The 21,476-nt window shown below is 61.0% G+C and carries 21 protein-coding genes and 1 riboswitch; of the genes, 16 read left to right on the top strand and 5 right to left on the bottom strand.

The genetic code is table 11. The features are described from left to right. Positions 1–50 precede the first annotated feature (50 nt). From EJ576_RS14815 to EJ576_RS14880, 14 genes are all read left to right on the top strand, one after another. Positions 51–587: a C40 family peptidase gene (locus tag EJ576_RS14815; protein ID WP_028617370.1), complete on the top strand. Its 537-nt coding sequence runs from the start codon at positions 51–53 to the stop codon at positions 585–587. Between the two features lie 97 nt (positions 588–684). Then, a riboswitch (cobalamin riboswitch) is annotated at positions 685–936 on the top strand. 78 nt (positions 937–1,014) lie between these two features. Continuing rightward, a complete protein-coding gene (gene cobO / locus EJ576_RS14820) occupies positions 1,015–1,626 on the top strand; it encodes a cob(I)yrinic acid a,c-diamide adenosyltransferase (RefSeq protein ID WP_126570613.1) in 612 nt (203 codons plus the stop codon). Then, positions 1,623–2,954 (top strand): cobyrinate a,c-diamide synthase, encoded by a 1,332-nt coding sequence (locus EJ576_RS14825; RefSeq protein ID WP_122726685.1) that lies wholly within the window; start codon positions 1,623–1,625, stop codon positions 2,952–2,954. The genes cobO and EJ576_RS14825 overlap by 4 nt, the downstream gene beginning before the upstream one ends. Beyond that, on the top strand, positions 2,951–3,601 hold the full coding sequence (gene bluB / locus EJ576_RS14830) for a 5,6-dimethylbenzimidazole synthase (protein WP_068937115.1): 651 nt from the start codon (positions 2,951–2,953) through the stop codon (positions 3,599–3,601). Before EJ576_RS14825 ends, bluB begins: the two co-directional genes overlap by 4 nt. Then, entirely contained in the window at positions 3,598–4,506 is a 909-nt protein-coding gene (gene cbiB / locus EJ576_RS14835) for an adenosylcobinamide-phosphate synthase CbiB (protein WP_016976523.1), read from the top strand. The genes bluB and cbiB overlap by 4 nt, the downstream gene beginning before the upstream one ends. Then, positions 4,499–5,488, top strand: coding sequence for a threonine-phosphate decarboxylase CobD (gene cobD, locus EJ576_RS14840; protein ID WP_126570614.1), 990 nt, complete (start codon positions 4,499–4,501; stop codon positions 5,486–5,488). The genes cbiB and cobD overlap by 8 nt, the downstream gene beginning before the upstream one ends. After that, entirely contained in the window at positions 5,485–6,936 is a 1,452-nt protein-coding gene (locus tag EJ576_RS14845) for a cobyric acid synthase (RefSeq protein WP_122726689.1), read from the top strand. The genes cobD and EJ576_RS14845 overlap by 4 nt, the downstream gene beginning before the upstream one ends. 139 nt (positions 6,937–7,075) lie before the next feature. Then, positions 7,076–7,597, top strand: coding sequence for a bifunctional adenosylcobinamide kinase/adenosylcobinamide-phosphate guanylyltransferase (gene cobU, locus EJ576_RS14850; RefSeq protein WP_122726691.1), 522 nt, complete (start codon positions 7,076–7,078; stop codon positions 7,595–7,597). Beyond that, entirely contained in the window at positions 7,594–8,649 is a 1,056-nt protein-coding gene (gene cobT, locus EJ576_RS14855; protein WP_123474477.1) for a nicotinate-nucleotide--dimethylbenzimidazole phosphoribosyltransferase, read from the top strand. Before cobU ends, cobT begins: the two co-directional genes overlap by 4 nt. After that, a complete protein-coding gene (gene cobC, locus EJ576_RS14860) occupies positions 8,646–9,221 on the top strand; it encodes an alpha-ribazole phosphatase family protein (RefSeq protein WP_122726695.1) in 576 nt (191 codons plus the stop codon). The genes cobT and cobC overlap by 4 nt, the downstream gene beginning before the upstream one ends. Before the next feature lie 2 nt (positions 9,222–9,223). Then, positions 9,224–9,952 carry an adenosylcobinamide-GDP ribazoletransferase gene (locus EJ576_RS14865; RefSeq protein ID WP_122726697.1) on the top strand — a complete coding sequence of 243 codons (729 nt, stop codon included), beginning with the start codon at positions 9,224–9,226 and terminating at the stop codon, positions 9,950–9,952. Positions 9,953–9,994: 42 nt separating this feature from the next. Then, complete coding sequence (locus EJ576_RS14870; protein WP_126570615.1) at positions 9,995–10,399, top strand: MarR family winged helix-turn-helix transcriptional regulator; 405 nt, start codon at positions 9,995–9,997, stop codon at positions 10,397–10,399. Positions 10,400–10,462: 63 nt separating this feature from the next. After that, the gene (locus tag EJ576_RS14875; RefSeq protein WP_178083546.1) at positions 10,463–11,662 is read left to right on the top strand and encodes an MFS transporter; all 1,200 of its coding nucleotides are present in this window, start codon (positions 10,463–10,465) and stop codon (positions 11,660–11,662) included. Positions 11,663–11,812: 150 nt separating this feature from the next. Then, the gene (locus EJ576_RS14880) at positions 11,813–12,364 is read left to right on the top strand and encodes a glutathione peroxidase (RefSeq protein ID WP_122726701.1); all 552 of its coding nucleotides are present in this window, start codon (positions 11,813–11,815) and stop codon (positions 12,362–12,364) included. 65 nt (positions 12,365–12,429) lie between these two features. Here EJ576_RS14880 and EJ576_RS14885 read toward each other — a convergent pair whose 3' ends face one another. From EJ576_RS14885 to EJ576_RS14905, 4 genes are all read right to left on the bottom strand, one after another. After that, complete coding sequence (locus tag EJ576_RS14885; protein ID WP_126570616.1) at positions 12,430–13,719, bottom strand: OmpP1/FadL family transporter; 1,290 nt, start codon at positions 13,717–13,719, stop codon at positions 12,430–12,432. Positions 13,720–13,865: 146 nt separating this feature from the next. Continuing rightward, a complete protein-coding gene (locus tag EJ576_RS14890) occupies positions 13,866–14,348 on the bottom strand; it encodes a hypothetical protein (RefSeq protein WP_126570617.1) in 483 nt (160 codons plus the stop codon). 282 nt (positions 14,349–14,630) lie between these two features. Beyond that, positions 14,631–14,855: a hypothetical protein gene (locus EJ576_RS14895; RefSeq protein WP_005790139.1), complete on the bottom strand. Its 225-nt coding sequence runs from the start codon at positions 14,853–14,855 to the stop codon at positions 14,631–14,633. 443 nt (positions 14,856–15,298) lie between these two features. Further along, positions 15,299–15,604, bottom strand: a complete 306-nt coding sequence (locus EJ576_RS14905) for a hypothetical protein (protein ID WP_028617356.1) — start codon at positions 15,602–15,604, stop codon at positions 15,299–15,301. Between the two features lie 457 nt (positions 15,605–16,061). Between EJ576_RS14905 and EJ576_RS14910 the strand changes: the two genes are divergently transcribed. Together EJ576_RS14910 and rmuC are read left to right on the top strand one after the other, a co-directional pair. After that, positions 16,062–16,385 (top strand): hypothetical protein, encoded by a 324-nt coding sequence (locus EJ576_RS14910; protein ID WP_025855837.1) that lies wholly within the window; start codon positions 16,062–16,064, stop codon positions 16,383–16,385. A gap of 175 nt (positions 16,386–16,560) precedes the next feature. Next, entirely contained in the window at positions 16,561–17,925 is a 1,365-nt protein-coding gene (rmuC, locus tag EJ576_RS14915; protein ID WP_178083547.1) for a DNA recombination protein RmuC, read from the top strand. 36 nt (positions 17,926–17,961) lie between these two features. On the opposite strand, the gene EJ576_RS14920 is transcribed toward rmuC, so the two are convergent. Next, complete coding sequence (locus EJ576_RS14920; protein ID WP_126570618.1) at positions 17,962–21,432, bottom strand: PAS domain-containing hybrid sensor histidine kinase/response regulator; 3,471 nt, start codon at positions 21,430–21,432, stop codon at positions 17,962–17,964. Positions 21,433–21,476 lie beyond the last annotated feature (44 nt).

The raw sequence follows: 21,476 nt of genomic DNA on the forward strand, positions 1-21,476 counted from the left end.
TTTCAGCGTTCGGCAGCGAAAGCCGCATCCAGACCAGGATTGTTCTGCCCATGTCGACCTCGGCCCGCCTGATCCTTATTCTTTGCGCCGCGCTGCTCAGCGCCTGCGCAAGTCGTCCACCGCCCGCGCCTGTAGCGGTTAAACCCAAGCCGGTGTTCAACTATTCCACCCAGAATTTCTCGCCTGCGGCTGAAGACGTACTCTTCCGCGCGCTGGGCCTGGTCGGCACGCCTTACCGTTGGGGCGGCAATACACCGGACTCCGGGTTTGATTGCAGTGGCCTGATCGGGTTTGTCTTCCGCGACGCTGCTGGCATCTCCCTGCCGCGTACCACCCGTGAACTGATCGTGATGCGCGCGCAGGATGTCAGCGAGCAAAATCTGCAGACTGGCGACTTGCTGTTCTTCGCTACAGGTGGCGGTTCACAGGTCAGTCACGCGGGCATCTACGTCGGTGAAGGCCGCTTTGTGCACGCGCCGCAAACCGGCGGTACGGTGAAGTTGGACACCTTGTCCAAGGCGTATTGGCAGAATGCCTACCTGAGCGCCAAGCGCGTATTGCCGGGGAATCTGGCGCGGAATCCGTAAGAAGCAGCGGCAAGTTTCAAGCTTCAAGCTGCAAGGGGGGTGATGCCTGCTTGCGGCTATCTGCTTGAAGCTTGCAGCTCGCCCCTCAACCTACTACCCTTCGCCGCTTGTTCCAGGTGCTCTGTGACCCATGGGTCGACGGAGTGAAACAGGGAAGCCGGTGAGTGAGCGCACTTGTACACAGTGCTGCCGCGATTCCGGCGCTGCCCCCGCAACGGTAAATGAGTCAAGACGCTGCCTTTTGCCACTGTATCGCTCGCGATATGGGAAGGCGCAGCGCCGGTCTGCGTGTCTATAAGACGTGCGCCACTCATGAGCCCGGAGACCGGCCTGCAACATCCAACAGCATCACGGTGGGCGATGCTTGGCTGTCTGTTTTTTCTTTTTCCTGCCCGCCGTTTTTGTCCAGCCCCAACGGAGAGCTGCCATGACCGATTCCCCCGACCGCGACGAACGCCACCTGACGCGCATGCTGCGCAAAAAAGCCGTGATCGATGAACGCATCGCCAATTCCCCGAACGAGTGCGGCCTGCTGCTGGTGTTGACCGGCAACGGCAAAGGCAAGAGCAGCTCCGCGTTCGGCATGCTGGCCAGGGCCATGGGCCACGGCATGCAGTGCGGCGTGGTGCAGTTCATCAAGGGGCGCAACAGTACGGGTGAAGAGTTGTTCTTCCGCCGTTTCCCCGAGCAAGTGCGCTTTCACGTCATGGGCGAAGGCTTTACCTGGGAAACCCAGGACCGCCAGCGCGACATTGCCGCCGCCGAAGCCGCCTGGGCGGTTTCCCGCGAGCTGCTGCAGGACCCTTCTATTGGTCTTGTCGTACTTGATGAGCTGAACATCGCCCTCAAGCACGGCTACCTCGACCTGGACCAGGTACTCAGCGACCTGCAAGCCCGCCCGCCGATGCAACACGTGGTGGTCACCGGCCGTGGCGCCAAGCCTGAGCTGATCGAAATGGGCGACACCGTCACCGAAATGGGCATGCTCAAGCACGCGTTCCAGGCTGGTATCAAGGCACAGAAGGGCGTCGAACTTTGAATCAGCCCCGTCATTGCCCGGCCGTCTTGATCGCCGCACCGGCGTCCGGCCAGGGCAAAACCACTGTCACCGCCGCGCTGGCCCGTTTGCACCGCAACCTGGGGCGCAAGGTGCGCGTGTTCAAATGCGGCCCGGATTTCCTTGACCCGATGATCCACGAACGCGCCAGCGGTGCGCCGGTGTATCAACTGGACATGTGGATGGTGGGCGAGCAGGAAAGTCGCCGTTTGCTGTGGGAAGCGGCGGGGGAGGCGGACCTGATCCTGATCGAAGGCGTGATGGGCCTGTTTGACGGCACGCCGTCCAGCGCCGACCTGGCGCGACACTTCGGCGTGCCTGTCTTGGGCGTGATTGACGGCACCGCCATGGCCCAGACCTTTGGCGCGTTGGCCCTGGGCCTGGCGCGTTATCAGCCAGATTTGCCGTTCGCCGGCGTGCTGGCCAACCGCGTTGGCACCCTGCGCCATGCGCAATTGCTTGAAGGCAGCCTCACCGAAGGCCTGCGCTGGTACGGCGCGTTGTCTCGCGAGACCGGTATCGAACTGCCTAGCCGTCACTTGGGCCTGGTGCAGGCGAGCGAACTGAATGACCTCGATGTACGTCTCGATGCCGCCGCCCAAGCGCTGGGCAGCAGTTGCGAAGTCGCCTTGCCGCCGCCGGTCACTTTTGCCGCGCCTGAAGTGATCGACGCTGCGCCACTGCTTAATGGCGTGCGCATCGCCGTGGCCCGCGACGAAGCCTTCGCGTTCACCTATGGCGCCAGCCTTGACCTGTTGCGGGCAATGGGCGCCGAGCTGAAGTTTTTCTCGCCGATCCACGATCGCCAATTGCCTGACGCCGACAGCCTCTACCTGCCCGGTGGTTACCCGGAACTGCACCACCAGGCGCTGTCGCAAAATACCCCGATGCTCGATGCCATCCGCGCTCATCATGCCGCCGGTAAACCGCTGCTCGCCGAATGCGGCGGCATGCTCTACCTGCTGGACTCGCTGACCGATGTCGACGGCACTCGCGCCGAACTGGTGGGTTTGCTGCAAGGCGATGCGGTGATGCAGAAGAAACTCGCGGCCTTGGCGCTGCAAAATGTCGACTTGCCTGAAGGCACGCTGCGCGGCCATACCTATCACCACTCGCTGACCACCACCGAATGGCAGCCGATTGCCCGTGGCCTGAGCCCCAATGGCGGGCGCGGTGCCGAGGCGGTTTATCGCCAGGGGCGGATGACGGCGTCCTACGTACATTTCTATTTCCCCTCGAATCCCCACGCGGTGGCCGCATTGTTCGCGCCCGATCTTGTAGGAGCCGGCTTGCCGGCGATGAGGCCATGACCGACAACGCCTTTCCCGAGGCCGACCGCCAGGCTGTTTACCGCGCCATCGCCGAACGTCGTGACATGCGCCACTTCAGCGGCGGCACCGTCGCCCCCGAATTGCTTCATCGCCTGCTCCAGGCCGCGCACCAGGCACCCAGCGTCGGCCTGATGCAGCCCTGGCGTTTTATCCGCATCAGCGACCGCCAGCTGCGTGGGCAGATTCAACAGTTGGTGGAAGAAGAACGCGTACGTACCGCCGAAGCCCTGGGTGAGCGCTCCGATGAGTTCATGAAGCTCAAGGTCGAAGGCATCCACGACTGCGCCGAAGTGCTGGTGGCGGCGTTGATGGATGATCGCGAACGCCACATCTTTGGCCGGCGCACCTTGCCGGAAATGGACATGGCGTCATTGTCCTGTGCTATCCAGAATCTATGGCTGGCGGCCCGAGTAGAAGGGCTGGGCATGGGCTGGGTCTCGCTGTTCGAACCCCAGGCCCTGGCCGATCTGCTGGGGTTGCCGCCCGGCGCGAAACCGTTGGCCGTGCTGTGCCTGGGGCCGGTGGCCGAGTTCTACCCGGCACCGATGTTGCAACTCGAAGGCTGGACCGAGCCTCGGCCGCTGAGTGACATGGTGTATGAGAATGGGTGGGGAGTGAGTCAATGAGTGTGGCTTTGCTGTGTGTCGCTGCAGTCGCGCTGGATGCGCTGCTGGGCGAACCCAGGCGCTGGCATCCGCTGGTGGCGTTCGGCAATTTCGCCGGGCGCATCGAGCAACGTTTCAATACCGGTGGCCGCGGCTGGCGCAGCCATGGCGTGACTGCATGGTTTATCGCCGTGGTGCCGCTGACCCTGCTGGCGACGGCTTTATCGTGGGCACCTTACATCGGCTGGGTATTGGAGATCCTGGCGCTGTATTGCGCCCTCGGCATGCGCAGCCTCGGCGAGCATGTGATCCCGGTGGCCCAGGCCTTGCGCAGTGATGACCTCGAGGAAGCGCGCAAACGCGTCAGCTACTTGGTGAGCCGTCAGACCAGTGAACTGGACAGCACTGAAGTTGCCCGCGCCGCCACCGAGTCAGTGCTGGAAAACGGCAGCGATGCCGTGTTTGCTGCGATTTTCTGGTTTGTCGTCGCGGGCGTGCCGGGTGTGGTGCTTTACCGCCTGAGCAACACCCTCGATGCGATGTGGGGCTATCGCAACGAACGCTTCGAACGCTTCGGTTGGGCTGCGGCCAAGATCGACGACGTGCTGAACTACATTCCTGCACGCTTGGTGGCCTTGACCTACGCCGTACTGGGCAAGACGCGCCTGGCGCTCAAATGCTGGCGCACCCAAGGCCCGACCTGGGACAGCCCTAACGCTGGTCCGGTCATGGCGGCGGGTGCTGGTGCCCTGGGCGTGGAGTTGGGCGGCGCCGCGATCTATCACGGTGAAGTGCACCAGCGTCCGCAATTGGGCGAAGGCCCGGCGGCGGATGCCGATTCCATCGAGCGGGGCTGGCAACTGGTGCAGCGCGGCGTATGGTTGTGGCTGCTGATCCTATGCGCGGGGGCGCAATTCTATGCTTGAGCACGGTGGCCGGTTGCGCAAGGCGGCGATTCAATACGGAATAGCCGAGGCCGATTGGCTTGATCTGTCCAGCGGCCTCGCGCCCTGGCCCTGGCCGATCCCCGAGATCCCGCTGCGGGCCTGGGCGCGCCTGCCGGAAACCGACGATGGCCTGGAGCAGGCTGCCAGCGAATACTACGGCGCTGCGCACCTGTTGCCAGTGCCCGGTTCCCAGGCCGCCATCCAGTTGCTGCCTCGCCTGCGCCGCGCCGGCAAAGTCGGCGTGCTGTCACCGTGCTACGCGGAACACGCCGAAGCCTGGCGCCGCGCCGGCTATGTGGTGCGCGAAGTGCAGGAGCAGGAAGTCGACTTCTTTCTCGATGGCCTCGACGTGCTGGTGGTGGTCAACCCCAACAACCCCACCGGCCTGAGCTTGACTCCGCAACGCCTGCTGGACTGGCATTCGCGGCTGGCCCAGCGTGGCGGATGGCTGGTGGTGGACGAAGCGTTCATGGACGTCACCCCTCAACTGAGCCTGGCGGCCCAGGCCCATCAGGTTGGCCTGATCGTGTTGCGCTCATTCGGTAAGTTCTTCGGCCTGGCCGGGGTGCGGCTGGGCTTTGTGTTGGCCGAGCGCAAGCTGCTCAAGTTGCTGGCCGAGCAGGTCGGCCCCTGGGCGGTCAGCGGACCGACGCGGGTGTTGGGCCAGGTGTGCTTGCGCGACACGGCAGGGCATGTGCGCCAGCGCACGCGTTGCATCGAGGCGGGCCAGCGTCTGTTTGCCTTGCTCGACCGCCACGGCTTCCAACCCCAGGGCGGCTGCGCGTTGTTTCAATGGCTGATCACGCCCCACGCCGAACGCATGCATGAATTCATGGCCCAGCGCGGCATCTTGCTCCGGCTGTTTGTCCACGACAGCAGTCTGCGCTTTGGCCTGCCCGACACCGAGGCCGACTGGCTGCGCCTGGACCAAGCCCTGGTCGCCTATAAGGACGCCGCATGAGTACGCTGATGGTGCAAGGCACCACCTCCGACGCCGGCAAAAGTACCTTGGTGACGGCGCTGTGCCGCTGGCTGGTGCGCCAGGGCGTAGCGGTGGCGCCGTTCAAGCCGCAGAACATGGCGCTCAACAGCGCCGTGACCGCCGAAGGCGGCGAAATCGGCCGCGCCCAGGCCGTGCAGGCCCAGGCCGCCCACCTGGCGCCGCACACCGACATGAATCCGGTGTTGCTCAAGCCCAACAGCGACACCGGCTCCCAAGTGATCATCCATGGTCGCGCCGTCACCACCATGAACGCGGTGGCCTATCACGACTACAAGGCCATCGCGATGCAGGCGGTGCTGGCCTCCCACGCACGCTTGAGCCAGGCTTACTCGGTGGTGATGGTGGAAGGCGCGGGCTCCCCGGCGGAGATCAACCTGCGCGCCAATGACATCGCCAACATGGGCTTCGCCGAGGCGGTGGATTGCCCGGTGTTGCTGATCGCCGATATCAATCGCGGCGGGGTGTTTGCCCATCTGGTCGGCACTCTGGAACTGCTGTCGCCCACGGAGCAGGCGCGGGTCAAAGGTTTCATCATCAACCGTTTTCGCGGTGACATCGCGCTGCTGCAGCCCGGCCTGGACTGGCTGGAAGCGCGCACCGGCAAGCCGGTGGTGGGCGTGTTGCCCTACGTGATGGACCTGCACCTGGAAGCCGAAGACGGTATTGATCAGCGCCAGATCGACAAGGCGGCCCAGGTACTCAAGGTGGTGGTGCCCGTGCTGCCGCGCATCAGCAACCACACGGATTTCGACCCGCTGCGCCTGCATCCCCAAGTGGATCTGCAATTTATTGGGCCTGGCCAGCCGATCCCGGCTGCCGACCTGATCATCCTCCCCGGCTCGAAAAGTGTGCGCAGCGACTTGGCCTATCTGCGCGCCAACGGCTGGGACACCGCCGTGGCGCGGCACTTGCGCTATGGCGGCAAGGTGCTGGGTATTTGCGGTGGCCTACAGATGCTCGGCGAGCAGGTGCATGACCCGCTGGGCCTGGAAGGGGCTGCCGGATCCAGCGATGGCCTGGGTTTGCTGGCGTTCAGCACCACGCTCGAAGAAGAGAAGCAGTTGCGTAATGTGCGTGGGCGTTTGGTGCTGGAGGATGCCGAGGTCAGCGGTTATGAGATTCATGCGGGTGTGACGACGGGGGATGCGTTGTCGAATGCTGCTGTGGTCCTGGAAGACGGTCGCTGTGATGGCGCACAAAGTGCCGATGGGCAAATTCTTGGGACCTACCTGCATGGTTTGTTTGAAAGCCCGGCGGCGTGTAGCGCCTTGCTGCGCTGGGCGGGTTTGCAGGATGTGCAGGAGGTCGACTACCACGCCTTGCGCGAGCGCGATATCGAGCGCTTGGCCGACTTGGTGGAAAACCACCTGGACACCGAGCTGTTACGCAAATTGTGCGGGATTTAAGGGTGTGCACACGATCCCCCTGTGGGAGCAGGCTTGCCTGCGATGGCATCAACCGGGTATCCCTGATGCACCGAGGTGACTGCATCGCAGGCAAGCCAGCTCCCACATTTGACCGCGTTGTAAATAAAGGTGTGACGCTATGCTTCAACTGATCCTCGGCGGTGCGCGTTCCGGCAAAAGCCGCCTCGCCGAAAAGCTCGCCAGCGACAGTGGTTTGCCCGTCACTTACATCGCCACCAGCCAACCGCTGGATGGTGAGATGAATCAGCGCGTCGCGCTGCATCGCCAGCGTCGCCCTGACCATTGGGGTCTGATCGAAGAGCCCGTCGAACTGGCTCGCGTACTACGCGAAAACGCGGCTGTCGGGCAATGCCTGCTAGTGGATTGCCTGACCCTGTGGCTCACCAATCTGCTGATGCTTGAAGACTCTAACCGACTGGCGTCCGAACGCGATCAATTGCTGGAAACCCTGGCCACGCTGCCGGGTGAAATCATTTTTGTCAGCAACGAGACCGGTCTGGGTGTCGTGCCGCTGGGCGAATTGACTCGCCGCTATGTGGATGAAGCCGGTTGGCTGCATCAAGCCTTGGCCGAGCGCTGTCAGCGTGTTGTCCTGACGGTTGCCGGCCTGCCCCTGACTTTGAAAGGTACTGCGTTATGACTGACACCTGGTGGCTCAACCCTTGTAAGGCGATCGACGTGCAAGCGTATGAACACGCTCTGGCGCGCCAGCAGCAATTGACCAAGCCGGCCGGCTCCCTCGGCCAGCTGGAGGCGCTGGCGGTGCAATTGGCGGGCTTGCAGGGCCAGGTCAAACCTTTGGTGGATCACGTGTGGATTGCCATCTTCGCCGGTGACCACGGCGTGGTCGCGGAAGGCGTGTCGGCGTTTCCTCAGGAAGTCACCGGGCAGATGTTGCTCAACTTTGTCAGCGGTGGTGCGGCCATCAGTGTGTTGGCGCGGCAGTTGGATGCACAGTTGGAAGTGGTCGACCTCGGCACGGTCACGCCGTCTCTGGACCTGCCCGGTGTGCGTCACCTGAATATCGGCGCGGGCACCGCCAATTTCGTCAACGGTCCGGCGATGACCGAGGCTCAGGGGCAGCTCGCCCTGCAAGCCGGCCGCGACAGTGTGCGACGTGCATTGGCGAGCGGGGCGCAGCTGTTTATCGGTGGTGAGATGGGCATCGGCAACACCACCGCCGCTAGTGCGCTGGCGTGTGCCTTGCTCGATTGTCAGGTCAGTGATCTCACGGGGCCCGGTACGGGCTTGAATGCCCAAGGCGTCAGCCACAAGGTGGCCGTGATCGAGCGAGCCCTGGCGCTGCACGCCGGTCAGCGTGGTGATGCGTTGCAGACGCTGTTCAATCTGGGCGGCTTTGAAATTGCCGCGCTGGTGGGCGCATACCTGGCCTGCGCCCAGGACGGCATCGTGGTGCTGGTGGATGGCTTTATCTGCACCGTTGCGGCGCTGGTCGCGACACGCTTGAACCCGGCATGCCGTGAATGGCTGCTGTTTGGCCATCGCGGCGCCGAGCCGGGTCATCGCCATGTGTTGCAAAGCCTCGACGCGCAGCCGCTGCTGGAACTGGGCCTGCGCTTGGGCGAAGGCAGTGGCGCGGCGTTGGCGGTTCCGTTGGTGCGTCTGGCGTGTGCATTGCACGGGCAGATGGCGACATTCGCCGAAGCCGCCGTGGCAGACCGCCCGGCATGACCTTGCGCCTGGACCTGCTGCGTCACGGCGAAACCGAGCTGGGCGGCGGCCTGCGCGGCAGTCTAGACGATGCACTCACCGCCAACGGCTGGGCGCAGATGCGCGCGGCTGTGATGGAACAGGGGCCGTGGGACCGACTGGTCAGCTCGCCGCTGCAACGCTGCGCGCGGTTTGCCGAGGAATTGGGGGCTCAACTGAAGCTGCCGGTGACCCTCGAAAAGGATCTGCAAGAGTTGCACTTCGGTGCCTGGGAAGGGCAGAGCTCGGCGGCCTTGATGGAGACCGACGCCGAAGGGCTTGGGTTGTTCTGGGCTGATCCCTACCGCTTTACACCACCGGAGGGGGAGCCGGTCAGCGCTTTTTCCGACCGGGTCCTGGGCGCTGTCGCACGCTTGCATCAGGCCTATGCCGGTGAGCGTGTGTTGTTGATCAGTCATGGCGGTGTCATGCGTCTACTACTGGCGCGAGCGCGTGGTTTGCCGAGGGAGCAATTGCTGAGCGTCGAAGTGGGCCATGGCGGGTTGTTCAGTCTGTACGTCGCCGCTGACGGCGCCCTGAAGGAAGGGGTTTAGACATGTTGCCCTTCTGGATCGCCCTGCAGTTTCTCAGCAGTTTGCCGATTCGCTTGTCGGGTATGCCGCAGCCTCAGGAATTGGGGCGTTCACTGCTGTTTTATCCGGTCGTGGGTGTGTTGTTCGGTGTGCTGTTGTGGGGCTTGAATTCGGTATTGATAGGCACGCCGTTGTTGCTGCATGCCGCACTGCTACTGGCGGCCTGGGTGTTGCTCAGTGGTGGCCTGCACCTGGACGGATTGGCGGACAGCGCCGATGCCTGGCTCGGCGGTTTTGGCGACCGCGAGCGTACGCTGACAATCATGAAGGATCCACGTAGCGGGCCGATTGCCGTAGTCACCCTCGGGTTGGTGCTGCTGCTCAAGTTCACCGCGTTGGTAGCCTTGATTGAGCAACACAACGGCGCGGCGCTGATCCTGGCGCCGCTGATCGGCCGCGCCTCGATGCTGGCACTGTTTCTCACCACGCGTTATGTGCGTGCCGGTGGATTGGGCCAGGCATTGTCGGATCATTTACCGAGAATTGTCGGCCAACAGGTACTGATCCTCAGTGGTTTGGCCTGCATCCTCATCGGCGGCTTTAGTGGCGGGATGGCTGTACTGCTCGCTGTGATCTGCTTCCTGGGGCTGCGCCAACTAATGGTCAATCGGCTGGGTGGTACCACGGGCGATACCGCAGGCGCCTTGCTGGAGCTGCTGGAAGTCGCGGTTCTGGTCGGCCTGGCGCTGTAACACTTTCTTGCATTTCCTTAATCGCGGGTATATACACCTTCCATGCTTGCCTCCCAATGTTTATGTACCAACCTGCGACGTGCCGCCCGTGGCGTCAGCAGGCATTACGACGGCGCCCTGGATGGCTTCGGGATCAACGTCGCCCAGTATTCTTTGCTGTGTAACTTGCAGCGCCTCGATCAGCCGAGCATTTCCAGCCTGGCGGAAGCCATGGGCCTGGATCGCAGCACCTTGGGGCGCAACCTGCGGGTGCTGGAAGGCGAGGGTCTGGTGCGGTTGGTGGAAGGCGATGACCTGCGCAACCGCCTGGTGATGTTGACCGAGGACGGTGTCGCACGACTGGCCGCGGCATTACCCGCCTGGGAAGCGGCGCAGCAGAAATTGATCGATCAACTCGGCGCGGAAAAACGCGAAACCTTGTTGGCCTTGCTGGATAAACTCGCCTGAGCGCGGATTTGTTCGAATACAAGCGGGTATATACCCGCGAGCGGAGAATAAGAAATGACCTCGATGTGGCGCACCAGTGGATGGATTCTTGTAGGGAGTGCGCTGATCCTGGCGTTGTCGTTGGGCGTGCGGCACGGTTTCGGCCTGTTCCTGGCACCGATGAGCAGCGAATTCGGCTGGGGCCGTGAGACCTTCGCCTTTGCCATCGCCTTGCAGAATCTGATCTGGGGCCTGGCGCAACCGTTCACCGGCGCCCTGGCTGACCGCTTTGGCGCGACTAAAGCGGTGTTCGTCGGTGGCGTCCTGTACGCGGCGGGCCTGGTGTTGATGGGCATGTCCGATTCGGCGTGGTCGTTGTCCTTAAGTGCCGGCTTGCTGATTGGTATCGGCCTGTCCGGCACCTCGTTCTCGGTGATTCTGGGTGTGGTCGGCCGGGCTGTGGCGCCGGAAAAACGCAGCATGGCGATGGGCATCGCGAGTGCTGCCGGTTCGTTCGGTCAGTTCGCCATGGTGCCGGGCACCTTGGGCTTGATCAGTTGGCTGGGTTGGTCTGCGGCACTGCTGGCACTGGGCCTGATGGTGGCGCTGATCCTGCCTCTGGTGAGCATGCTCAAGGACCGACCACTGCCGGTGGTGGCGGGTCAGCAAACCTTGCGCGAAGCCTTGAAGGAAGCCTGTTCCCATTCCGGTTTCTGGCTGTTGGCCTTCGGCTTTTTTGTCTGCGGTTTCCAGGTGGTGTTTATCGGCGTGCATTTGCCGGCCTACCTGGTGGATCAGCACTTGCCGGCCACCGTCGGTACCACGGTGTTGGCGCTGATTGGTCTATTCAATATTTTCGGCACCTACACCGCCGGCTGGCTCGGTGGGCGCATGTCCAAGCCGCGCTTGTTGACCGGTTTGTACCTGCTGCGTGCGGTGGTGATCGTGCTGTTCCTGTGGGCGCCGGTCACTGAAGTTACCGCCTATCTGTTTGGCATGGCGATGGGCTTCCTGTGGCTGTCTACCGTTCCGCTGACCAACGGCACTGTCGCCACATTGTTCGGCGTACGAAACCTCTCCATGCTCGGTGGGATCGTGTTCCTGTTCCACCAACTCGGTTCGTTCCTGGGTGGCTGGCTGGGCGGGGTGGTCTATGATCGAACCGGCAACTACGATTTGATCTGGCAGGTCGCGATCCTGCTGAGCCTGCTTGCCGCGGCCCTGAATTGGCCGGTACGCGAGCGGCCAGTGGCGCGATTGCAGGCGCAGATGGAGGCGGCATGAGCATAGCGATACGCGGGTTGATACTCGCCGTGGTGTTGGTTTTGATGTTGCTGGCCTGGTGGGGCTGGCAAAACGGCGGGCTGGCGTTGATGCAACTGGGTATGTCGATCTGTTAAGTTCGTGGTTTGACTACTTTCAAGGACACACGACATGCAGATGCGGTGGCTTGCTGTACCCGTCCTGATGGCTATTGGCAGTGCTGCGCTGGCTGCCAGTTGCCCGCCGCTGCTGGAAGGCCAATTGCCCAAGCTGCGCGCCAAGGAATCCATCGACCTGTGCCAGCGCTTTGCCGGCAAGCCCCTGGTCATCGTCAACACCGCTAGCTTTTGCGGATTCGCCCCACAGTTCAAAAGTCTCGAAGCGTTGTATCAACGCTACAAGGGCGAAGGGCTGGAAGTGATCGGCGTGCCATCGGATGATTTCAAGCAGGAAGCCAAGACGGGCGAAGAAACCGCCAAGGTCTGCTACGTGAATTACGGCGTGACCTTCACCATGACCGAGCCACAGAAGGTCAAGGGGCCGGATGCGGTGCATCTATTCAAGGTGTTGGCGCAGCAGACCGACGCGCCGCCGAAGTGGAATTTCTACAAGTACGTGGTGGATCGGCAGGGCAAGGTGATTGCCAACTTTTCCAGCCTCACCAAGCCGGACAGTCCGGACATGATCAAGGCAGTGGAGGAGGCGATAGCGTCCAAGCCTTGATCGTCTGCCATTAAAAAGCCCCGCCTCCTTTGCAGGAGAGCGGGGCTTTTTTATAGGGTGTCAGGTCAGAACTTGTACGTTACGCCCAGGCCAAAACCGTTGGCGCTGTTTTCGTACTTAGCATTGTAGGACTGGCCCAATGCGTTGGCGCGAGCGACCTTGACTGGTTCTTCCTTGAGGTAGGAGTAAGCCAGGTCAACGGTCATATTCGGCATTACATCGTAACCAAGGCCGAGACTGAAGATAGTCCGGTCACCGGTTGGGATACGCGGCGAACGGTCTTTGTTGTTGGTAGGCGACTGGTCGAAGGTCAGGCCGGTACGCAGCACCACTTGCTTGGTGACACGATACGAGGTACCCAAGGCATAGGCCCAAGTGTCGTGCCAGTTCTGGTCTTCTTTGATGGTGCCGACAATTTGCGGAGCCAAAACACCGCTACCGGCTGCGGCCGATACACCTTCGTTGTTGACGGTAATGTCTTTCAAGCGGCTCCAACGGGTCCAAGTAGCGCCGACGTAGAGTTTCCACGCGTCGCTCATGTCTTGAGTAACCGAGAAGTCCCAGGATTCAGGCGTGTCGATCTTCAGCGACGCGTCGTAGCGGCCATTGTTCAGCAGCGCAGCCGGAACGTTGGTGCCTTTGGTCACTTCAGTATGGCCTTCGAGCTTGTACTTCACCTTCGAGTGGTAGGTCAGGCCCACGCGAGTTGTATCAGTGGCTTGAACCAGCAGGCCGGCATTGAAGCCGACGGCGGTGTCATCTCCCTTGATCTTGATGTTGTTGGAGCCGGTACCAGCGATTGGCAGGTTGATATCGGACTCAAGCGTACCAGCGATACGGTTGATGGTCGGGCCAAAACCAATGGAAACCCGATCGTTGAAGGCGTAGCTCACCGTAGGCTGGAAGGTGATGACCGTCACTTCGCTTTTGCTGCCAAAAGCTTTGCCTTGGAAGCCACTTTCGTAGTCTGTCACGAGACCAAACGGAGCATAGACGCCGAAACCTACAGCCCATTGTTCGTTAAGTTTATTGGTGTAGAAACCGAAAGGAACGGCAGTGAAAGGCACCATATCGCCTTTGTTCGTGCCTGTGGAGCGGCCGCTGACATCCTTGATGTTGCTTGAGGCATCAATCGCTGCAACACCGCCAGTGACTTGCTGGCCTTCAAGGCGAGCCATACCGGCAGGGTTACCATAAACGGTACTTGCATTTTCGGCAGAAGAAGAGCGGCCTGCGAAACCCGTTCCCATTCCTGCGACGTCTTGTTCGTTAAGGGCAAAGCCACTTGCGAATACGTGGGAAGAGGCCATGGCAACGGCGAGGCTAAGTGTGGTCTTGAGCATTACTTTTTTCATTATTAGAACTCCGTGGTGATCACCGCTGCGGAAAGTAACAATAATTTTAAGATCGCGCTATAGGCTGTAATGTAGGAGATAGAGCGGTTTTGTAGGACAATCCGACCAAATTCCCGGGTTTTTGACGAATCTTGCAAATTGCCCGGTCAGCAAACCACGTGATTCATGGGTGAAACACAGGTTTGCCAGGCTTGAGTGAAATCGCGCAGCCGTCCTTGTGGGTGAAAAATTTCTTTCCAGATACGTGCCATTGCCAGCACATCACCGGGCGGAGGCAGCGCGGGGGTGTGTTGTTCGACCAAAAGCCAGGCGACGGCTGTGGCGTAACGCAGGTTGACGGTGAGTTCCAGTTGCGGCGCGCTGAGGAAGGCGTGCTGGCTCGCGAGCCCACGTACCAGGCTGGCGCGCTCGGGGTCCAGCGCCAGGTAGTCATCCCACAAGGCGCGGTGGCGCGGTTCGGTGATGCTGTACAGGCCATGCCCACGGCGGTCGTGCAACGCTGAACCGAGTTCCGACTGGCTGGCGGCAATGCCCAGCAGCAGGGACTCGGCCGTTGGGTTATGGCGGCCCAGGTACATCAAGGTCGGCCGGATCACATAACGACACAATTCGCTGGCAGCGATACCCATACAAGCCTCAATCCGTGAAAGTGGTCGACGAAGCCTGAGAAGGTGTGGGGGCTTGGCAGCAGTGGATCGGATCTCAGGCTCGCCGGAAGCGGATCATGCCGCTTGAGTTGAAGTGTAGTGTCATATTTATGATGTAAAGGACTGTTTTTAAAACATCTTATTCATTTAGTTATAACGTTTATATCTATTTGAACTTAGTGCAAAAGCTCAATTGGCAAATTCCGGGCAATAAAAAACCCTGCTTTTTAAACAGGGTTTTTGTGTTTCAGCGACTCAGGTCGATCAGGCAGTCAGTGCCTGACGGGTACGCTCGATCACGGCCTGCAGCGGTTCTGCGCTGGAGTATTGATCGGGGTACAGGCGTTCGCTGTGACGAGCGATGCCGTGTTCGTTGACCAGGGTGAAGCTGAAGCAGCCTTTGCGAGCGGCCATGATCAGGCAGTTCATTGGAGCAAAAGCGTTGGTGAGGGTGCGAATGGCATCCTGAGTATGGATTTGAGCGTTCATATTATTGGTGTTCCTACAAATGACACAGATAAGAACCGTGCCGTATTAAAACGTTCCAGCGACGTTGACCACGATTGATCGAACGAAGAAACCGACTGGAACAAAGCAGCCAGTTTGAAGCGCTGATAAGTTAGGCGCGCTTGGGCTGGCAGGTAGGTACTTAGGAGGGCAGGCAACACAACAGGGGCAAAGGTTCTGGGCCCGGGGTGAAGATCCTGATCAATTTGCAGGTTGGTTCGGTCAGAGTATGGAAACTTCGCGCCACCCTTTGCTTGTTCAAAGGCAGTGTCGTCGCAAGTGATACCTGGAAACCATCGAGGTGGTCGATCCCGTGTTGGACAAGGGAGTTGTTCGACCAGAATTGACTTTCAGCTTGGTACTAACGCCGCGGATAGTAACGGATTGAAGCAGGTAAGGGAAGTATGTCAGTCAAAAAATTTCCATCAGCCGCCCAGCAGGCCCCGATAGACCAGCACCGTAGTCGCTGCCGCCAGTGAACAGCCCAGCCCATAGGCGGCGAGGGTCAGACGTAGGGATTGGCCAGTCTCGACCACTTTCATCACGTCGCCCATGTCGTTTATCCGGCCTTCGCCCAGTTCGATGCACAGGCTCACGGCAGTGAACGCCGCCGACAGCAGGATCGCAATGGCGAACAGCGCCCCATCCGGTGACGGCAGTGCTGCATTGATCCCCAAGGAAACGGCGCAGATGGCCAGCAGCAATACGGCGAATAACAGAATCCCTTTCATCAACCCACCCACTGTTGCGTTGTAGGTCGGGGAGTGTGGCGAGCCGAGAAAGATTTGAAAAGTCCCTGATTTGTCCCTGCGGTAACGTTTTTGTAGCGAGTGGCTTCAAAAAACACCGGTGATATAACCATCGGATGGGTACTTGTGCACATTGGTTGCGGCGTGTGTAACCGCACTGTCAACTGCACTGCGAGGCCGCCATTTGCCTGCAATGAAAATTTAAGTCAATGAAAAATCTGGCTTTTTTTTATTGGTGAAAAAATCGTCAGTTTGACTGCGGCCCCCATTCCATGGGGCTTTGCGCGAGTTAAAGGAGGGTTGTCCACTGAGTTATCCACAGCTTCTGTGGATTGTCCCGAGCGCTTGCTCTAGAACGGGCGTGCAGAGTTTTTTCAGCTTTACCTGTGCGAAAAAAAGAGTAGAGTGGCGCGCCTTCCGTTCTGTCCCACAGTGCTTTATGAAGTTTCGCTCAGTATCACCTTCTGTTACCGACACTCCTCAAACTGTTACCGCCCCCAAGCGCTTCTCCTTGAAAGTTGCCTTGTGGTTGCTCGACAGTCCTCGCCTGGGCCACAACACCAACGTCAAGCATTTCGCCGGGCGTTTGCTCAAGCAGCCAGCCCGGGAAGGTGTGGTCGCTGCACAGAGCCGCCTGGGCCAACTGATGTGCCGCGAATGCGGGAATGCCCGCGACCGCCGCATCGGCCACGACCTGCTACGCCTGGCCGCCCGCGCCGGTGACCGCCGCGCCCAGCGCGAATTGGGCCAGGTCGAAGACTGAGCTGTCCTCAGGCCCTGTGCTCCGCTAACCTTGTTTTTTTTCGGTGATGGCAGACATGTCTATGGTTTTTGACTGGACCAGTATTGCCTTGGGCCTGGCTGGCGCTGCTGTGCCTTTACTGGCCGTGTGCTGGCAGCTCCAGCGACGGTTGACCGCACGCATGACTGGCTGGGAGTTGCTCGAGGAGCGTTTGGCCACTGCACAGCTGGCCCAGGAAGGCCTGGCCGCACAGCTGGATGCCAGCCGCGATGAAATCAGCGACTTGAGCCAGGCCAACGCCGCCAAGCAAGCCGATCTCGCAGCAGTACGCCGCGAGGTCGAGTTGCTGCAAATCGATCGTGACAACGCCCGCGATGCTGCCCACGCCTGGAACCTTGATCGCAGCGCCAAGGAAACCGAGCTGCGTCGCCTCGATGCATTGTCGGCCGCCTTGCGCGCCGAATTGCGTGAACAGCAGGACAGCCATCAACAACGCCTCACCGACCTGCAAGGCTCGCGCGATGAGCTGCGTGCGCAATTCGCCGAGCTGGCCGGCAAGATCTTCGATGAGCGCGAACAGCGCTTCGCCGAAACCAGCCAGGAACGCCTGGGCCAATTGCTCGACCCGCTGAAGGAGCGCATCCAGTCCTTCGAAAAGCGCGTGGAAGAAAGCTATCAGAACGAGGCGCGCGAGCGTTTTTCCCTGGCTAAAGAGCTGGAGCGCCTACAGCAACTCAACCTGCGTCTGTCGGACGAGGCGACCAACCTGACCCGCGCGCTCAAGGGCCAGAAAACCCAAGGTAACTGGGGAGAGCTGATCCTTGAACGGGTGCTGGAGCATGCAGGCCTGGAGAAGGGCCGTGAATACCAGACCCAGGTCAGCCTCAAAGGCCCGGATGGCGAGCGGTTCCAGCCCGATGTATTGATCATGTTGCCCGGCGACAAGCAGGTGGTGGTGGACTCCAAGGTCAGTCTCACTGCGTATCAACAGTACGTGGCGGCGGAGGATGAAGTTATCGGCCAGGCGGCCCTGAAGCAGCATGTGCTATCGCTGCGGAACCATGTCAAAGGCTTGGCCGGTAAGGATTACAAACGCCTCGAAGGCTTGCACAGCCTGGATTTCGTGTTGCTGTTCGTGCCCATCGAGGCGGCGTTTTCTGCTGCATTGCAGGCCGAGCCCAACCTGTTCCAGGAAGCGTTTGACCGCCACATCGTGATCGTCAGCCCGACCACCTTGCTCGCGACCCTGCGCGTGATCGACAGCTTGTGGAAGCAGGAACGTCAGAGCCAGAACGCCCGGGAAATCGCCGAACGCGCCGGGTGGCTGTACGACAAGTTCGTACTGTTCATCCAGGACCTGGACGAAGTGGGCAACCGCTTGCAGCAGTTGGATAAGGCTTACAGCGCGGCGCGAAACAAGCTGACAGATGGACGCGGAAATCTGGTCAGCCGGGTCGAGCAATTGAAGCTGCTCGGTGCTCGGGCCAGTAAGAGCCTGCCGGCCGATTTGTTGGAGCGCGCGATGACTGATTCAGACGGTGTGGCCCATCTACCTGAATAAACACAGACCAAAAATGTGGGAGCGGGTACAAACCATTTACAGCGGTAAATGTCGACTCAGCAACGCGCGCAATGCCGCCGGCTTGACTGGCTTGGCCAGGTAATCCAACCCCGCCGCATGCACTTCGGCCACCATTTCCGGTCGGCCGTCGGCGCTGATCACCACGCCGGGAATCGGCTCGGCCAATTGCGCGCGCAACCAGCCCATCAGCTCAGTGCCGGTTTCGCCATGGTCCAGGTGGTAGTCCACCAGTGCCAGTTGCGGGCGCACACCGTCGGCGAGCAACGCCGCGCATTGCGCCTGGTCGGTGGCGGTCCACACTTCACAGCCCCAGCGCGTCAACAGGCTGCGCATGCCGATCAGGATGCTCTCTTCATTGTCCACACACAGCACCTGTGCACCGCTCAACGGCAGTCCGGTTTCCTGTGGCGTCTTGACCTGCGGGCTGGCCTGGTTGCGCGCCAACGGCACACGCACGCTGAACACGCTGCCTTTGCCTGGCCATGAACGCACGCTCAACCGATGGCCGAGCACGCGACACAAGCCGTCGGCGATTGCCAGGCCCAGCCCCAGGCCTTTCTCTGCGCGGGTCTGGTGGCTGTCCAGGCGCTTGAATTCTTCGAAGATCACCTTCTGTTTATCCAGCGGGATACCGGGGCCACGGTCCCACACTTCCAGGCACAGCTCGCCCTTGCGTCGGCGTACGCCAAGCAGCACCGGGCCGTCGGCATAACGGAAAGCGTTGGTGAGAAAATTCTGCAGGATGCGCCGCAGCAATTTGATGTCGCTGTCGACGCGCAAGCGACTGCCGCGCAGGCGGAAACGCAAGCCTTGCTCTTGGGCCAGCGCTTTAAATTCTGCGCCCAAGGTGTCGAACAGTTCGTTGAGTACAAACGGCTGGCGTTGCGGATTGATCTTGCCGTTTTCCAGGCGTGAGATATCCAGCAGGTCGCTGATCAGGTCTTCGGCAGAGCGCAGTGAGCTGTCCAGGTGCTGCACCAACTGCCGGGCTTCGCTGGACAGTCCGTCGTTCTGGTGGGAGAGGGCAGCGGAAAACAGCCGTGCGGCATTCAAGGGTTGCATCAGGTCATGGCTGACGGCCGCCAGGAAACGCGTCTTCGACTGGCTGGCGGACTCGGCCACGCCCTTGGCATCGGTGAGCGCCACATTGAGTTGCGACAGTTCATGGGTACGCTCGGTCACCCTTTGTTCCAAACCTTCGTTGGCCTCGGTGAGCGCCTGCTCGGCTTCGCGGAACGCGGTAATGTCGGTGAAACTCATAACAAAACCGCCGCCGGGCATCGGGTTGCCGATCAGCTCGATCACCCGGCCATTGGGGAACAAGCGCTCGGAGGTGTGCGCACGGCCTTGGCGCATCCAATGCAGGCGTCGCGCCACATGCACTTCGGCCTCGCCCGGTCCGCACAGCCCGCGTTCGGCGTTGTAGCGGATGATGTCGGCGATCGGCCGGCCGACGCTGATCAGTCCGTCCGGGTAATTGAACAGCTCCAGATAACGCCGGTTCCAGGCCACCAGTTTCAGGGACTGGTCGACTACGCTGATGCCCTGGGTGATGTTCTCGATGGCGCCTTGTAGCAGCGCGCGGTTGAATTGCAGCACTTCCGACGCTTCGTCGGCGATGCGGACTACGTCTTCCAGCTGCATTTCCCGCCCTTCGATAGCAGCTTTTACGACCGCACGTGTCGAAGATGCCCCCAGCACGCCAGCCAATAGCCGCTCGGTGTGGGCGATCCAATCATTGTCGGCATTCTGGTTAGGGTTGAAGCCTTTGCCTTGGCGATAGGCGAAGCGGATAAAGCTTTGCTGGGCGCGCTCTTCGCCGACAAAGCGCGCCGCCAGGCTGAGCAAGTCGCTGATTTGCACGGACAACATCGAGCGAGCGCTGGCGCGTTGGCTGATTTCCTGACCGATGAAACGTCCGGCTTGCCAGTGCTCGGAAACCCGCGTGCGCGACAGCATCGACACCCACACAAACAGCGTGAAGTTACCCGCCAGGGAGAACACGGTGCCCAAGGTCAACGACGTGACGGACAGGCCCAGCGGGTGGGAATGCATCCACGTCAGCCCAGGGAAAAGGCTGAGGGACCAGCCCAGGCTTTTCGCCGTCACCGGTAGGACCAAGGTGTAGAACCACAGGAAAGTACCGGCTGCCAGCCCGGCGAACACCCCGCGTCGGTTGGCCTGTTTCCAATACAGCGCACCGAGCATGGCCGGAGCCAGTTGGGTCACGGCGGCAAAGGCGATCTGGCCGATGGTCGCCAGGCTCGCGGTGGAGCCCAGCAAGCGATAGCTGACGTAGGCCAGCAACAGAATGATCACGATGCTCACGCGGCGTACCGACAGCATCCAGTGGCGGAACACTTCGAACGGCCGCTCGGCGCTGGAACGACGCAGCAGCCAGGGCAGCAGCATGTCGTTGGACACCATGGTCGACAAGGCGATGCTCGCCACGATGACCATGCCGGTGGCGGCTGATGCGCCACCGATAAATGCCAGCACGGCCAGCGCGGGATGAGCTTCGGCCATCGGCAGGCTGATCACGTAGGAGTCCGGCAGTACCGAGCTGGGCAGCAGCATCTTGCCGCCCAAGGCGATCGGTACTACAAACAGTGCGGCAAGAATCAGATAGGCGGGAAACACCCACTTAGCCAGGCGCAGGTCCTGGGGGTCGATGTTCTCCACCACCGTGACGTGGAATTGCCGGGGCAGGCAGATGATCGCCATCATGGCCACGCCGGTCTGCACCACCATGGAGGGCCAGTTGACGGTCTCTTTCCAGTATTCCTCCAGCCGTGGCGCGAGCATGGCCTGGCTGAACAGGTCGCCGAAACCGTCGTACAGGCCGTAGGTCACAAACGCGCCGACCGCGAGAAATGCAAACAGCTTGACCAGCGATTCAAAGGCAATCGCCAGCACCATGCCACGGTGGTGTTCCGTGGCATCGAGGTTGCGCGTACCAAACACAATGGTGAACAGCGCCAGCACTAGCGACACGATCAGCGCGGTGTCCTGGGCGCGGGTGCCCGTGGTCTCGGCCCCGGCGCCGATCAGCAGGTTGACCCCCAGCACGATGCCTTTGAGTTGCAGGGCGATATAGGGCAGTACACCGACCAGGCAGATCAGTGCAACCACCACGGCCAAGGATTGGGACTTGCCGTAGCGCGCGGCAATAAAGTCAGCAATGGAGGTGATGTTTTCCTGCTTGCTGATCAGAATCATCTTCTGCAGCACCCAAGGGGCCAGCACCAGCAACAGTACCGGTCCCAGGTAGATCGGTAAAAATGCCCACAGCTGCTCGGCAGCCTGGCCTACAGCGCCGAAGAATGTCCAACTGGTGCAGTAAACAGCCAGCGACAGGCTGTACACCCAGGCGCGCATGCGCGGCGGCAATGGCGCGCGGCGGCGGTCACCGTAGAAGGCGATGGCAAACATAATGGCCATATAGGCCAGGGCAACGGCGGCGATCAGCCCGCTGGACAACGTCATGGTAACTCCGCACATAAGAACACCCAGGCATTCCAGGCCCGGTT

This window comes from Pseudomonas sp. C 49-2 (assembly GCF_003970195.1).
Lineage (GTDB): Bacteria > Pseudomonadota > Gammaproteobacteria > Pseudomonadales > Pseudomonadaceae > Aquipseudomonas > Aquipseudomonas canadensis.

Coding starts and splice junctions, on each gene's coding strand:
- EJ576_RS14815 (WP_028617370.1), top strand. CDS start 51: ATGTCGACCTCGGCCCGCCTGATCCTTATTCTTTGCGCCGCGCTGCTC.
- cobO (WP_126570613.1), top strand. CDS start 1,015: ATGACCGATTCCCCCGACCGCGACGAACGCCACCTGACGCGCATGCTG.
- bluB (WP_068937115.1), top strand. CDS start 2,951: ATGACCGACAACGCCTTTCCCGAGGCCGACCGCCAGGCTGTTTACCGC.
- cbiB (WP_016976523.1), top strand. CDS start 3,598: ATGAGTGTGGCTTTGCTGTGTGTCGCTGCAGTCGCGCTGGATGCGCTG.
- cobD (WP_126570614.1), top strand. CDS start 4,499: ATGCTTGAGCACGGTGGCCGGTTGCGCAAGGCGGCGATTCAATACGGA.
- EJ576_RS14845 (WP_122726689.1), top strand. CDS start 5,485: ATGAGTACGCTGATGGTGCAAGGCACCACCTCCGACGCCGGCAAAAGT.
- cobU (WP_122726691.1), top strand. CDS start 7,076: ATGCTTCAACTGATCCTCGGCGGTGCGCGTTCCGGCAAAAGCCGCCTC.
- cobT (WP_123474477.1), top strand. CDS start 7,594: ATGACTGACACCTGGTGGCTCAACCCTTGTAAGGCGATCGACGTGCAA.
- cobC (WP_122726695.1), top strand. CDS start 8,646: ATGACCTTGCGCCTGGACCTGCTGCGTCACGGCGAAACCGAGCTGGGC.
- EJ576_RS14865 (WP_122726697.1), top strand. CDS start 9,224: ATGTTGCCCTTCTGGATCGCCCTGCAGTTTCTCAGCAGTTTGCCGATT.
- EJ576_RS14870 (WP_126570615.1), top strand. CDS start 9,995: ATGCTTGCCTCCCAATGTTTATGTACCAACCTGCGACGTGCCGCCCGT.
- EJ576_RS14875 (WP_178083546.1), top strand. CDS start 10,463: ATGTGGCGCACCAGTGGATGGATTCTTGTAGGGAGTGCGCTGATCCTG.
- EJ576_RS14880 (WP_122726701.1), top strand. CDS start 11,813: ATGCAGATGCGGTGGCTTGCTGTACCCGTCCTGATGGCTATTGGCAGT.
- EJ576_RS14885 (WP_126570616.1), bottom strand. CDS start 13,719: ATGAAAAAAGTAATGCTCAAGACCACACTTAGCCTCGCCGTTGCCATG.
- EJ576_RS14890 (WP_126570617.1), bottom strand. CDS start 14,348: ATGGGTATCGCTGCCAGCGAATTGTGTCGTTATGTGATCCGGCCGACC.
- EJ576_RS14895 (WP_005790139.1), bottom strand. CDS start 14,855: ATGAACGCTCAAATCCATACTCAGGATGCCATTCGCACCCTCACCAAC.
- EJ576_RS14905 (WP_028617356.1), bottom strand. CDS start 15,604: ATGAAAGGGATTCTGTTATTCGCCGTATTGCTGCTGGCCATCTGCGCC.
- EJ576_RS14910 (WP_025855837.1), top strand. CDS start 16,062: ATGAAGTTTCGCTCAGTATCACCTTCTGTTACCGACACTCCTCAAACT.
- EJ576_RS14920 (WP_126570618.1), bottom strand. CDS start 21,432: ATGACGTTGTCCAGCGGGCTGATCGCCGCCGTTGCCCTGGCCTATATG.